The organism is Streptomyces sp. NPDC001493, assembly GCF_053597235.1.
Window position 1 is genome coordinate 136806 of record NZ_JBSFHV010000014.1, and the last position, 13870, is coordinate 150675.

Consider the following 13870-nt stretch of genomic DNA (forward strand, 5'->3'; position numbering starts at 1 on the left):
CCACTCTTCGGATTCCGGGTCCGCACGGTGGGGTCACAGACCACCGGCGAGCCGGTGGTAAGCCTGGTTCCAGCGCAGTTCACGGGCGAACTGCCTCGGTGTGGTGGACGCGTCGATGAGGACGAGTTCGGTACGCAGCATCTCGGCCAGGTCGTCCAGGTGTTCGGCCCCCAGGGCGGTGGTGAGCACCGTGTGGTGCGGGCCTCCGGCGGTGAGCCAGGTCTCGGTGGAGGTGCGCAGGTTCGGCCGGGGCCGCCACACGGCGCGGGCCACGGGCAGTGCGGGCAGCGGCTCGGTGGGGGCGACCACGTCGATCTCGTTGGCGACGAGCCGGAACCGGTCGCCGAGGTCGGTGAGCCCGACGACGACCGCCGGGCCCGCCGCGGCGTCGAAGACCAGGCGGACCGGGTCCTCCCGGCCGCCGATGCCGAGCGGGTGGATCTCGCAGCTCGGGACCTCGTCCGCGAGGGACGGGCAGACCTCCAGCATGTGGGCGCCGAGGATGAGTTCGTTGCCGGGCGTGAGGTCGTAGGTGTAGTCCTCCATGAAGGAGGTGCCGCCGGGCAGGCCGTCGGCCGCCGTCTTGAGGGTGCGCAGCAGGACGGCGGTCTTCCAGTCGCCCTCGCCGCCGAAGCCGTACCCCTGGGCCATGAGCCGCTGGACGGCGATGCCCGGGAGCTGCCGGAGTCCGCCGAGGTCCTCGAAGTTGGTGGTGAAGGCGCCGAATCCGCCGTCGGTGAGGAAGGTGCGCAGGCCGGCTTCGATGCGTGCCGCGTACCGCAGTGCCTCGTGGCGTTCGCCGCCGGCCCTCAGCGGGGCGGCGAGCCGGTAGGTGTCCTCGTACTCCTTGACGAGTTCGCCGACCTCCGCGTCGGTGGCGGCGTCGACGTGGGCGACGAGGTCGTTGACTCCGTAGGTGTTGACGGAGACCCCGAAGCGGAGCTGGGCGTCGACCTTGTCGCCTTCGGTGACGGCGACGTCGCGCATGTTGTCGCCGAAGCGGGCGACCTTGAGCGTGGCGAGTTCGGCGCGTCCGGCCGCGGCGCGCGCCCAGGCGGCGATCCGCGCGCGGGTGGCCGGGTCGGTGACGTGGCCCGCAACGGTTTTGCGCGCGACGCCGATGCGGGACTGGATGTATCCGAACTCCCGGTCTCCGTGCGCCGCTTGGTTGAGGTTCATGAAGTCCATGTCGATGGTGGCCCAGGGCAGGGCGACGTTCGACTGGGTGTGCAGGTGCAGCAGCGGCTTGCGCAGCGCGTCCAGCCCGGAGATCCACATCTTCGCCGGTGAGAAGGTGTGCATCCAGGCGATCAGACCAATGCACCGCTCGTCGGTGTTGGCTTCCAGGCAGATCGCGCGGATCGCGGCGGAGTCCGTCAGTACGGGTTTCCAGACGATCCGGGCGGGCAGCGCCGCGGAGTCGGCGAGGGTGGCCGCGATGGTGCCGGACTGTTCGGCCACCTGCCGGAGCGTCTCCTCTCCGTAGAGGCCTTGGCTGCCGGTGAGGAACCATATTTCGCGGACGGAGGGGGCCTGGCTGGGCACGGGGACTCCCGGTGGGTGAAGTGTGGCGGGCGAGGTGGCGGGGTGTCCGGCGGGTCAGTCGGCCGGGGTGCTGGTGAGTGCGTGGTTGCGGATGCGGCGCAGCCGGTGGAGGAGCCCGTCCCGGACGCCGAACTCCTCGTGGAGGAGGCGGTATTCGGCGAAGAGCGCGTCGTAGGCGTCGGCGCGGGAGGGGTCGGGGACGTAGACGTCCCGGTGGAGCCTGCCCATGGCGGCGGTCGCGGTGCGGACGTCGGGGTGGGCTCCGGCGGCGACGGCGGCGTGGATGGCGGAGCCGAGGGCCGAGCCCTGCTCGGAGGCGGCGAGGGAGACGGGGCGGCGCAGGACGTCGGCGTAGATCTGCATGAGCAGGGCGTTCTTCTTGAGCCCTCCGGTGACGATGAACTCGTGCACCGGTACCCCGCCGGTTTCCAGCGTCTCCACGATGACTCGGGTGCCGAAGGCGGTGGCTTCGAGCAGGGCCCGGTAGACGTCCTCGGGGCGGGTGGCCAGGGTGAGGCCGACGATCACACCCGAGAGGTGATGGTCCACCAGCACGGACCGGTTGCCGTTCATCCAGTCCAGGGCCACCAGCCCGTGGCCGCCCACCGGCTGGGCCGCGGCCTTGCGGGTCAGCAGGGTGTGCAGGTCCTCGCCGCGGGAGGCGGCCTCGGCCGCGTAGCCGGCGGGGACGCCCTGGCCGATGGCCCAGCCGAAGATGTCGCCGACCGCGCTCTGGCCGGCCTCGTAGCCGTACGCGCCCTCGACGATTCCGCCGTTGACGACTCCGCAGATGCCGGGTACGTCGGCGAGGGCCGGACCGTTCACCACGTGGCAGCTGGAGGTGCCCATGATGGCCAGCAGCCGGCCGTTCTCCACCGCCTGGGCGGCGGCCGCGGCGACATGTGCGTCGACGTTGCCCGCTGCGACGGCGATCCCCTCGGGGAGACCGGTCCACTCCGCCGCCCGGGCGGTCAGCGAGCCGACGCGTGAGCCGAGGGCCGACAGGGGGAACTCCAGGCGGGTGCGGGCGAAGTCCGCGAAGTCCGGGTGCAGGGCGGCGAGGTACTCCTCGGTGGGGTAGGAGCCGTCCTGATGGATGCCCTTGTATCCGGCGGCGCACGCGTTGCGGGACTCGCTGCCGGTGAGCTGCCACACGATCCAGTCGGAGGCCTCGATCCAGCGGGCGCACCGGGCGTAGACCTCGGGGTCCTCCTCCAGCACCTGGAGCGCCTTGGCGAACTGCCACTCCGCGGAGATCTTTCCGCCGTAGCGGGCGATCCACTTCTCGCCCCGCTCGTGGGCGAGTGCGTTGATCCGGTCGGCCTGGTCCTGTGCGGCGTGGTGCTTCCAGAGTTTCGGCCAGGCATGGGGCCTGCCGGAGAGTTCCGTCGCGGCGAGCGGGGTGCCGTCGGCCAGCGTCGGGAGCACGGTGCAGGCGGTGAAGTCGGTGGCGATCCCGACGATGTCGCGGGGGTCGACGCCGGCCGCCTCCACCGCGGCGGGCACGGCCCGGCGGAGTACCTCGCACCAGTCCTCGGGATGCTGCAGGGCCCAGTCCGGCGGGAGTGACGTCGATCCGTCGGGCAGTTGACGTTCCATCACTCCGTGCGGGTACTCGTGCACGGCGGAGGCGAGTTCCTCGCCGTCGCGCACCCGGACGACGACGGCACGTCCGGACAGGGTGCCGAAGTCGACGCCCACGGTGTACTGCTCGGCACCGGCCGGACCTGACGGGTCATAAGGCGTGCGGGACGGTTGGAAAGTCACCAGGGTTGCCCTTCGGGAAAGGTGGCCGACAGACGGCCCACCAGCGGCAGCGATGTGCGGAGCCGGATGAGCGGGACCGCCGACAGCCGAAAGTGTGAACGCTAACAATTGCGAAATCAAGAGCGGTGCAGCCGCTTCGCCTTTCGTGTTCCGCGTCAACCCCTTCGGAGCAGTACGCACGGCGCGCGGTGCGCGACGGCGCCGCACGCCGCGGTTGCGCACCGCCCGCCCGGGGTGGGGGCGGGCGCCGCACACCCCGAGGAGATCACCCATCGATCCACAACTCCGCATACCGGGACGCGACTTGACCGCCCGCCTCCCGGAACCCGCAGCGCGCCGAGGGCGCACGGACACCTTCACTCCCGCGTCCACCACGCACCCTCATGTCACAAATAGGTAACTCGCGCACAGGGCTTGAGATAGCGCAGTGTTAGCGCTCACACTGCTCGCGGCGCACCCCATGAACCTCCCGCCGTCACCACCCGGGCTTCCGGCCTCGCCGGAGCCCCGCACTGTCTCCGGCCGGGCCCACTCCACGTGCGGCGTACCGGATCGCACCACCTCGGCACCGAAGACATCCCTCCGAGAGGACACACCACCATGGCCCGCAGAATCGCCTACGCCCTCGCCGTCGGCATCCTCGCCGCGTCGACGATGACCGCATGCTCCGCCGAGACGACCCCCTCCGGCGGCGGCGCCGGAGGCGACAAGTCCGACGGCAAGCTCGTCCTCGGTTTCGCCCAGGTGGGCGCGGAGAGCGGTTGGCGCACCGCCAACACCAAGTCGGTCCAGGAGGCGGCCAAGAAGGCCGGGATCACCCTGAAGTTCTCCGACGCGCAGCAGAAGCAGGAGAACCAGATCAAGGCGATCCGCACCTTCATCCAGCAGCGGGTGGACGTCATCGCCTTCTCCCCGGTGGTGGAGTCCGGCTGGGACACCGTGCTCAAGGAGGCGAAGGACGCCGGCATCCCGGTGATCCTGACCGACCGGGCCGTGGACTCGCAGGACACCTCGCTCTACAAGACCTTCCTCGGCTCGGACTTCATCAAGGAGGGGAAGTCCGCGGGCGAGTGGCTGACCGCGGAGTACAAGAACGAGACGGGCCCCGTGAACATCGTCGAGCTCCAGGGGACCACCGGGTCGGCCCCGGCCAACGACCGCAAGGCCGGCTTCGGCGAGGTCATCAAGACCGACCCGAAGTTCAAGATCGTCGCCTCCCAGACCGGCGACTTCACCCGCGCCAAGGGCAAGGAGGTCATGCAGGCCTTCCTCAAGTCCCAGAAGGACATCGACGTGCTGTACGCCCACAACGACGACATGGCCCTGGGTGCGATCCAGGCCATCGAGGAGGCGGGCAAGAAGCCGGGCAAGGACATCAAGATCATCTCGGTGGACGGCATCAAGGACGCCTTCACCGCCATGACCGAAGGCAAGATCAATGTCGTCGTGGAGTGCAACCCCCTCCTCGGCGACCAGCTGATGGAGCTGACGAAGAAGGTCGCGGCCGGCGAGAGCGTCCCGGCACGCGTCGAGACCGTGGAAGGCGTCTTCCCCCAGGACAAGGCCGCGGCGGCCCTCCCCACCCGCAAGTACTGACGAACCGCGCGTACCGACGGACCGCGAGTGCGGGCAGCCGCAAGAGCTGCCGGCTCGCGCGTGCGGACTTCCCCCCGGTGCACCGGCGTCGACCGGCCGCACCCCCGGCCCACCGGACCGAGCCGGCGGAGCAGACGCGACGGGGCCCCGGCCTCGTCGCCTCCACCGGCCACACCCGACGAGAGGAGGGCGGATGGCAGCCCCACCCACCCTTGAGACCAACCCCGCCGACCGCCCGATACCGGTTCTCGAAGCCCACGGCATCCGGAAGGAGTTCCCCGGTGTGCTGGCCCTGGACGGGGTCGGCCTGCGGCTCTTCCCGGGCGAGGTCCATGCCCTGATGGGGGAGAACGGCGCCGGCAAGTCCACCTTGATCAAGGTGCTCACCGGAGTGCATCCGGCGGACGGCGGCACCATCCTGGTCGACGGCGAGGCCCGCGCGTTCGGCGATCCGCTCCAGGCGCAGAACGCCGGGATCAGCACCGTCTACCAGGAGGTCAACCTCTGCTCCAACCTCTCGGTGGCGGAGAACATCCTCATCGGACGCGAACCGCGCAGATTCGGCCTGATCCACTGGTCCGCGCTGCGGCGCCGGGCCGGCGAGCTGCTGGCGGAGCTGGAGCTCGATCTCGACGTCACCGGTCCGCTGGACTCGCACTCCCTCGCGGTCCAGCAACTGGTGGCCATCGTCCGGGCGGTGGACGTCTCGGCGAAGGTGCTCGTGCTGGACGAGCCCACCTCCAGCCTCGACCGCGAGGAGGTCGCCCAGCTCTTCACCCTGGTGCGACGGCTGCGCGACCGCGGGGTGGCCATCCTCTTCGTGACCCACTTCCTGGACCAGGTCTTCGAGATCTGCGACCGGGTGACGATCCTGCGCAACGGCCGGCTCGAAGGCGAGTACCCCATCGGGGAGCTCACCCATGTCTCCCTGGTGCAGCGCATGATCGGTGGCGAACTGGCCACCCTGGACGAGCTCTCGGAGGCGGCGCACGAGGAGGCCGAAGAGCGTGCGGCCGAAGAACCCTTCATCGAGGCAAGGCAGTTGGGCCGGACCGGCTTCATCGAGCCGTACGACCTCGACATCCGGCCCGGCGAGGTCATCGGGCTGGCGGGGCTCCTGGGCTCGGGCCGTACGGAAGCGGCGCGGCTGCTCTTCGGCGCCGACAGCGCGGACACCGGAGAGCTGCGCGTCCAGGGCGAGACGGTCTCGCTGCGCACCCCCCGGGCCGCCATCGCCCGCAAAATCGCCTTCTGCTCCGAGAACCGCAAGTCCGAGGGGCTGGTGGGCGAGCTCACGGTGCGCGAGAACATCGTGCTGGCGATGCAGGCGGCGCGCGGCTGGACGAGGCCGATCTCCCGGACCAGGCAGGAGGAGCTGACGCGGCGGTGGATCTCCGCGCTGGACATCCGCCCCGCCGATCCCGAGGCGCAGGTGCGCCACCTCAGCGGCGGCAACCAGCAGAAGGTGCTGCTCGCCCGCTGGCTGCTGACCGATCCCAAGCTGCTGATCCTGGACGAACCGACGCGGGGCATCGACATCGGCGCCAAGGCCGAGATCCAGAAGCTGGTCGCGCGGCTCTCCGCGGAGGGCACCGCGGTGCTGTTCATCTCGGCGGAGCTCGACGAGGTCCTGCGGCTGAGCCACCGTATCGGCGTGCTGCGGGACCACCGCGTGGTCGCCACCCTGACCAACGACGACACCGTCACGCCCGAACGCATCCTGGCCACCATCGCCACCGGAGAGGACTCATGACACCGCACCCCGCCAAGGGCCCGTCGGCCGGCGGCGTCGGGCAACGGCTGCTGCGCCACCGGCTGTTCTGGCCCTCGGCCGTCCTGGCCGCCCTGCTGCTCGGCAATCTCGCCTTCACCCACGACTTCTTCGCCGTCCACGTCCGGGGCGACCACCTCTACGGCAGCCTGATCGACATCCTCCAGTTCGGCGCCCCGCTCGTCCTGGTGTCGCTCGGCATGACGCTGGTCATCGCGACCCGCGGGATCGATCTCTCGGTCGGCTCGACGGTCGCCATCGCCGGCGCGCTGGCCTGCGAGCACATCGCCGGCTCGGCGAGCCCCGGCAGCGTCTCCACCGTGCTCGGGGCGGTCGCGATCGCGCTGGGCGGCGCGGTGGTGCTCGGCCTGGTCAACGGCACGCTGGTCTCCCGGCTGGGCGTCCAGCCCATCGTGGCGACCCTGATCCTCATGGTCGCGGGCCGGGGCATCGCCCAGCTGGTCTCGGACGGCCAGATCATCACCGTCACCAGCGGCCCGTACAAGATGATCGGCGGCGGCTACTGGCTGATGTTCCCCTTCGCCGTCCTGCTGGCGGCGGTGATCGTGGTCCTCACCTCGCTGGTGACCCGGCGCAGCGCGCTGGGGCTCCTGATCGAGTCGGTGGGCGGCAACCCGGCCGCCAGCCGGCTGGTGGGCATCCGGGCGGCCGGGCTGCTCACCGTGGTGTACGTCTTCTGCGCCCTGTGCGCCGCCGTCGCCGGTCTGATGATCAGTTCCAACGTGTCCAGCGCGGACGGGAACAACGCGGGGCTCTGGATCGAACTCGACGCCATCCTCGCCGTGGTCATCGGCGGCACCGCGCTGACCGGCGGCCGGTTCTCCCTCGGCGGGACGGTGCTCGGCGCCCTGATCATCCAGACCCTCTCCACGACGGTCTACACCCTGGGTGTCCCGCCCGAGACGACGCTGGTCTTCAAGGCGTTCGTGGTGATCGCGGTCTGCCTCATCCAGTCGCCCGTGTTCCGGGCGAAGGTGCTGAGCCGCCGCGGACCGGCACCCTCCCGACAGCACGCCGAGGCGGACGACAGCCCGCTCCCGCAGGAGGTACGTACATGAGCACCGGCATCGCGGGTGTCGCCGGCACCCTCGCGCGGCCGTTCCGCGCCCCCCTCTCCCCCCGCGCCCGCACCCGCGTCCCGCTGGTGGTGACCGCGGTCCTCCTGGTGGCGATGTTCGCCGTCGGTTCGGCGCGTTACGACGGGTTCTTCTCCGCCCAGGTCCTGCTGAACCTGCTGATCGACAACAGCTTCCTGCTGGTGGTCGCCATCGGTGTCACCTTCGTCATCCTGACCGGCGGCATCGACCTGTCGGTGGGTTCGGTGGTGGCGCTGTCGACCATGCTCACCGCCTGGCTGGTGGAGCGGCAGGGCTGGCCGCTCTTCGCCGTCATCCCGCTGGTCCTGCTGGTGGGCGCGGGCGGTGGCGCCCTGATGGGGTGGGTCATTCACACCTTCGAGATCCAGCCCTTCATCGTGACGCTGGCCGGCATGTTCCTGGCGCGCGGCCTCTGCTACACGATCAGCACCGAGTCCATCTCCATCAGCGACCCGACGACGGTCACCCTCGCGCAGACCCGGCTGGTGATGCCCGGCGGGCTGTTCGTCTCGCCCGCCGTGGTCATCGCGCTGGTCGTGCTCGCCGTGGCCTTCGTGGCGCTCCACCACACCCGGTTCGGCCGCAACGTCCACGCCCTCGGCGGCAACGAGACCTCCGCCCGGCTGATGGGGCTGCCGGTCGGCTCCACCAAGGTGGCCGTGTACGCGGTGAGCGGGCTGTGCTCCGCGCTCGGCGGTGTGCTGCTGACGTTCTACATGCTCTCCGGCTACGCGCTGCACGCGGTCGGCATGGAGCTCGACGCCATCGCCGCGACGGTGATCGGCGGCACCCTGCTCACCGGTGGCTCCGGCTTCGTCCTCGGCACCGCGCTCGGCGTCCTGGTCCTCGGGATGATCCAGACGGTCATCAACTTCCAGGGCACGCTGAGCTCCTGGTGGACCCGGATCGTCATCGGCGCGCTGCTCTTCGTCTTCATCGTGCTCCAGCGGGTCCTGGGCGGAAACCGGAAACCCACGGGCTGACCCGGACGCCGATCCGTCGGCCCACCCCACTCCACCGCCCGGACCGTCGAACCGACACCGAACACCGAGGGACACACACATGCACCACCCGCCCGAGTCACCGGCCGCCCCGCCGTCGGCGCCCGACGCGCGTCCGGACCCGACGGGCCGCCCGTACCGGCTGCCCGACACCGGTACGGGCGACCGCTGGGTGTTCGGCTTCCCCGGGCAGGCCCGCGCCGAGGTCCACACCCTCGGCGCCCGGCTGCACTCGCTGCTCCTCCCGGACCGGTGGGGCCGCTTCGCCGACGTGGTCCTCGCGGCGTCCGAGGCACCCGCGGTGCGCGGGCCGGCCTCCTACTTCGGTGCGACGGTGGGCCGTTACGCCAACCGGATCGCCGGCGGCCGGCTCGTGGTGGACGGCGCGGTCCGGCAGCTGGACACCCAGGACACCGGCCACACCCTGCACGGCGGACCTGACGGCTTCGACCGCCGCGTGTGGCGCGCCGAACCCGTCCACACCTCCGACCGCACCGGCGTACGGCTCTTCCTGCGCAGCCCCGACGGTGACCAGGGCTTTCCCGGCACCCTGGACGCCCGGCTCACCTGCACGCTGGACCGGGACGGCGCCCTGACGTTCGACTACCACGCGGTGAGCGACGCGCCGACGGTCGTCAACCTCACCAACCACGCCTACTGGAACCTGGAGGGAGAGGGCAGCGGTGACGTGCTCGGCCACGAGCTCCAGATCCACGCACCGCGCTGGACCCCCGTCGACGCTGCGCTGATCCCGGACGGCCCGCACCGGCCGGTCGAGGGGACCCCGTTCGATCTGCGCCTCCCCCGCCGCCTCTCCGCGGTGTTCGCCCGGGACGACGAACAACTGCGCCTGGGAGGTGGCGGTTTCGACCACAACTGGGTGCTCGGCGACGCGCCGGACGCGGCGCTGCGCAGCGCCGCCGTGCTCTGCGCACCCACCTCGGGGCGCCGCCTGGAGGTGCACACCACCGAGCCGGGGATACAGGTGTACACCGGCAACCTCCTCGCCGGCGAGATCACCGGCAAGGGCGGACACCCCTACGGTCCGCACGCGGGGGTGGCCCTGGAGACCCAGCACTTCCCGGACTCCCCGAACCGCGCCGACGACCCCAGCACCCTGCTCGGGCCCGGTGAGGTGTACCGCTCCCGCACCGTGCTGCGCTTCTCCGTCGCGGAGGAGTGACCGCGTCCTCTCCGGCGACCGACCGGCGGAACGCGACCTTCCTGGTCACCAGTTGAGCCCGCCCGGTCCGCCCCGCGCGCGACGCGTCGCGCGCGGGGCGGGCAAGGCAGATCCCTTGCTGCTGCGCCCACTCCCCCTCGGAAGGACGACCACCCATGACCGCCTTGAACCGCCGACTCTTCTTCTCCGCCTCGGGAGGGGCGGCCCTCGCCGCGCTCGCCCCGGCGCTCGCCGCTTCCCCGGCAGTGGCGGCCGCCGCGACCGCCGACGCGGCCGCCCCGGTGCGCGCCGAGACCGGCGCCCTGGTGCAGCCCTTCCCGCTGGGCAGCGTCCAGCTCACGGCGGGCCGCTGGCGGGAGAACATGGACCGCACCCTCGCCTATCTGCGCTTCGTCGACCCCGACCGGCTACTGTACAACTTCCGTGCCAATCACGGGCTTTCGACCAAGGGCGCCGAGCAGTGCTACGGCTGGGAGGCCCCGGACTTCGAGTTCCGCACCCACAGCCAGGGGCACTTCCTCAGCGCGTGGGCGCAGGCGTACACGGTCACCAAGGAGAGCGTCTTCCTGGACCGGCTCGTCTACATGGTCGCCGAGCTCGCCAAGTGCCAGGCGGCACCCAAGGGTTACCGCACCGGATATCTCTCCGGGTTCCCGGAGTCGGACTTCGACACCGTCGAGACGGGCGTGCGCAAGGGCGTGCCCTACTACTGCGTCCACAAGACGCTGGCGGGTCTGCTGGACGCCTGGCGGCTGGCCGGGCTCACCCAGGCGCGGGACGTGCTGCTCGCGCTCGCCGGCTGGGTGGACGTACGCACGGCGCGGCTCACCACCGCGCAGATGCAGACCACGATGAAGATCGAGTTCGGCGGCATGAACGCGGTCCTCACCGACCTGTACCAGCAGACGGGCGACAGCCGCTGGCTGACCGTGGCGCAGCGCTTCGACCACGCGGCGGTCATCGACCCGCTGGCGGCGGGCACCGACAGCCTGGACGGGCTGCACGCCAACACGCAGATCCCCAAGATCGTGGGCAGCGCGCGGGAGTACAAGGCGACCGGGGCCACCCGCTACCGGGACATCGCCGTCAACTTCTGGAACATCGTCACGACGAACCACACCTACGCGATCGGCGGCAACAGCGTGGGCGAGTTCTTCAAGGCTCCCGGGGCCATCGGCCAGCACCTCACCGACAACACCTGCGAGAGCTGCAACACGTACAACATGCTGAAGCTCACCCGTGAGTTGTTCACCCTCGATCCCAACCGGGCCGCGTACGCCGACTATTACGAGCGGGCGCTGACCAACCAGCTCGTAGGGCAGCAGGATCCCGCCGATCCGCACGGTCACGTCTGCTACTTCACGCCGCTCGACCCGGGTGGCCGGCGCACGTACAGCAGGGATTACGACACCTTCACCTGCTGCCAGGGCACGGGCCTGGAGACCCACACCAAGCTGATGGACTCGGTGTACTTCTCCGACTCCGCGGGGCTCTGGGTGAACCTCTTCGTCCCCTCGGTCCTGACCTGGGCCGAACGCGGTGTCACGGTCACGCAGACCACCACGTTCCCCGCGTCGGACACCACCGTGCTGAAGGTGACCGGCACCGCGGGCCGGTGGTCGCTGCGGGTGCGCGTCCCGGGCTGGACGTCGGGTGCCTCGGTCGCCGTCAACGGCACCGCCCAGAACCTGACGCTGACGCCGGGCAGTTACGTCACGCTCGACCGCACCTGGGCCTCCGGGGACACCGTCACCCTGCGGTTCCCGATGCGGCTCGCGCTGAACGGCACCCCCGACCGGCCCCAGGTGCAGGCGGTCTCCTACGGCCCGGTGGTCCTCAGCGGCGCGTTCGGCTCCACCGCGCTCGGCGGCGTACTCCCCCTGCTCACGACCTCGTCGATCGCCGCGACGGCGACGCCCCTGACGTTCACCGCGCAGGCGAACGGCGCGCCGGTGAGCCTCATCCCCTTCTACGACAACCACCATCAGAACGCCAGTGTCTACTGGGACGCGGACGGCAAGGCCGGTGTCTCCGGTTTCCGGCTCGTCAACGCGCAGAGCGGCCTCGTCCTGGGCATCCAGGACATGTCGACGGCCGACGGCGGCGTGGCGCTCCAGTGGGACGACAGCGGCACCGCCGACCACGACTGGCAGCTCGTCGCGGACGGCGGGGCGCTCAAGCTCCGCAACGCCAACAGCGGCAAGGTGCTGGGCGTACGGGACATGTCCACCGCCGACGACGCGGACGTGCTGCAGTGGAGCGACACCGGCACGGCCGACCACCTCTGGACCCCGCTCGACTCCGGGGACGGTACGCACCGTCTCCGCAACACCAACAGCGGCAAGGTCCTGGGGATCAGGGCGAGTTCCACCGCCGCGGGGGCGCGGGCCGTCCAGGACAGCGACAACGGCGGTGCGGACAACGCCTGGTGGTTCGTCCCCAGCGGATACCACCGCATCCAGAACCTGCGCAGCGGGCTCCTGCTGGGCATCAGCAACATGTCCACCGCGAACGGCGGCCTCGCGGTCCAGTGGGGCGACAGCGGCACCGACGACCACCTCTGGCTGGCCGTACGGGACACCGCCGGGCGGTTCCGGCTGCGCAACCTGCACAGTGGCAAGGTCCTGGGGGTCGAGGGGTCCTCCCAGGCGGCGGGGGCCCGGGTGCTCCAGTGGGACGACAACGGGACCACCGACCACCTGTGGCAGCTGCGGCACGGTTCGGCCGGCTACTTCCGCATCAGGAACGCCAACGGCGGCCGGGTTCTGGGGGTGCTCGACGCGTCGACCGCCCAGGGCGCGCAACTCGTGCAGTGGGACGACAACGGCACGGACGACCACCTGTGGCGCTTCGTGTGACGGGCCGGTGCCGGGCCGGCGGCATCCGCCGGACCGGCACCGTGCCCGCCGACCCGGGATCAGGGGTTGCCGTAGTAGGCGTCCGGCCCGTGCTTGCGGGTGAAGTGGCGGTCCAGCAGATGCTGCGGCGGAGGTGTCGCACCGGTTCCGCCCGGCCGGAGGGCCTGGGTGTGCAGCGCCATCCTGGCCACCGCCTCGCAGATGATCGCGTTCTCCAGCGACTCGGTCGCGGTGGCTCCCCAGGTGAACGGGCCGTGGCGCGAGACGAGCGCGCCCGGCACCTCGCGGGCGCGGCGGTCGTCGCCCTCCAGCAGGGAGACGATGACCTGGCCGGTGTTGTACTCGTAGTCCCTGGCGCACTGTTCGGCGGTGAGGTCGGCGGTGACGGGGACGGGGCCGTTGAAGGTGTCGGCGTGGGTCGTGCCGAGTACGGGTATGGGCACGCGGGCCTGGGCGAAGGCGACGGCGTGCTCGGAGTGGGTGTGGGTCACCCCGCCGACGGACGGGAACGCCCGGTAGAGACAGCGGTGGGTCTCGGTGTCGGTGGACGGCCGCAGCCGCCCCTCCACCACGCTGCCGTCCGCGAGCGAGACCACCACGAGGTCCTTCTCGGTGAGTTCGGCGTAGGAGACGCCGGACGGCTTGATGACGAAGACACCCGATTCACGGTCCACCGCGCTGACGTTTCCCCAGGTCAGCGTCGCCAGGCCGGCCTGCGGAATCCGCAGGTTGGCGGCCAGCACCTCACTGCGCAGTTCGCGGAGTGTGGTCTCGCTCATGACACGTTCACCGTCTCTCTGGACCGTCTCTCTGGCAAGGACAACAGCAGATGCTCCCCGGGACCGCCGACGGGTGATCCCGGACCAGGCGTCACGTACGTCCCACACACCACGCACACCCCATAGGGCCCGCATGTCCCGCGGCTCGCCGCGCGCCGCCCCGGACGCACGGGTCGGCCGCACGCCGCGACGTCACACGTACTGACGCAGCTAGATTGTGAGCGCTAACATGACACGAACTCAAGCCCCACG

9 protein-coding genes and 1 pseudogene are annotated in these 13870 nt (G+C 70.9%); 7 read left to right on the forward strand and 3 right to left on the reverse strand.

From position 1 onward, the window contains the following. Positions 1-33 precede the first annotated feature (33 nt). Both araA and ACWCWD_RS20960 read right to left on the reverse strand, forming a co-directional pair. Complete coding sequence (gene araA / locus ACWCWD_RS20955; RefSeq protein WP_450774391.1) at positions 34-1545, reverse strand: L-arabinose isomerase; 1512 nt, start codon at positions 1543-1545, stop codon at positions 34-36. 54 nt (positions 1546-1599) lie between these two features. Beyond that, the gene (locus ACWCWD_RS20960; RefSeq protein ID WP_450774524.1) at positions 1600-3246 is read right to left on the reverse strand and encodes a ribulokinase; all 1647 of its coding nucleotides are present in this window, start codon (positions 3244-3246) and stop codon (positions 1600-1602) included. A gap of 666 nt (positions 3247-3912) precedes the next feature. On the opposite strand from ACWCWD_RS20960, the gene ACWCWD_RS20965 reads away from it, so the two are divergent. The 7 genes and pseudogenes from ACWCWD_RS20965 to ACWCWD_RS20995 all read left to right on the forward strand — a co-directional run bounded on the left by ACWCWD_RS20965 (position 3913) and on the right by ACWCWD_RS20995 (position 12839). Then, complete coding sequence (locus ACWCWD_RS20965) at positions 3913-4908, forward strand: ABC transporter substrate-binding protein (RefSeq protein WP_450774393.1); 996 nt, start codon at positions 3913-3915, stop codon at positions 4906-4908. A gap of 193 nt (positions 4909-5101) precedes the next feature. Further along, positions 5102-6661: a sugar ABC transporter ATP-binding protein gene (locus ACWCWD_RS20970; protein ID WP_450774395.1), complete on the forward strand. Its 1560-nt coding sequence runs from the start codon at positions 5102-5104 to the stop codon at positions 6659-6661. Continuing rightward, on the forward strand, positions 6658-7758 hold the full coding sequence (locus tag ACWCWD_RS20975; RefSeq protein ID WP_450774397.1) for an ABC transporter permease: 1101 nt from the start codon (positions 6658-6660) through the stop codon (positions 7756-7758). Before ACWCWD_RS20970 ends, ACWCWD_RS20975 begins: the two co-directional genes overlap by 4 nt. Continuing rightward, complete coding sequence (gene yjfF / locus ACWCWD_RS20980) at positions 7755-8780, forward strand: galactofuranose ABC transporter, permease protein YjfF (RefSeq protein ID WP_450774399.1); 1026 nt, start codon at positions 7755-7757, stop codon at positions 8778-8780. Before ACWCWD_RS20975 ends, yjfF begins: the two co-directional genes overlap by 4 nt. 79 nt (positions 8781-8859) lie before the next feature. Then, entirely contained in the window at positions 8860-9981 is a 1122-nt protein-coding gene (locus ACWCWD_RS20985) for an aldose epimerase family protein (protein WP_450774401.1), read from the forward strand. Positions 9982-10136: 155 nt separating this feature from the next. Continuing rightward, positions 10137-12644, forward strand: a pseudogene (locus ACWCWD_RS20990) (beta-L-arabinofuranosidase domain-containing protein); the annotation flags it as partial. Further along, positions 12645-12839 (forward strand): RICIN domain-containing protein, encoded by a 195-nt coding sequence (locus ACWCWD_RS20995; protein WP_450774526.1) that lies wholly within the window; start codon positions 12645-12647, stop codon positions 12837-12839. Between the two features lie 59 nt (positions 12840-12898). On the opposite strand, the gene araD is transcribed toward ACWCWD_RS20995, so the two are convergent. Then, positions 12899-13618, reverse strand: a complete 720-nt coding sequence (gene araD, locus ACWCWD_RS21000; RefSeq protein ID WP_450774403.1) for an L-ribulose-5-phosphate 4-epimerase AraD — start codon at positions 13616-13618, stop codon at positions 12899-12901. Positions 13619-13870: the final 252 nt, after the last annotated feature.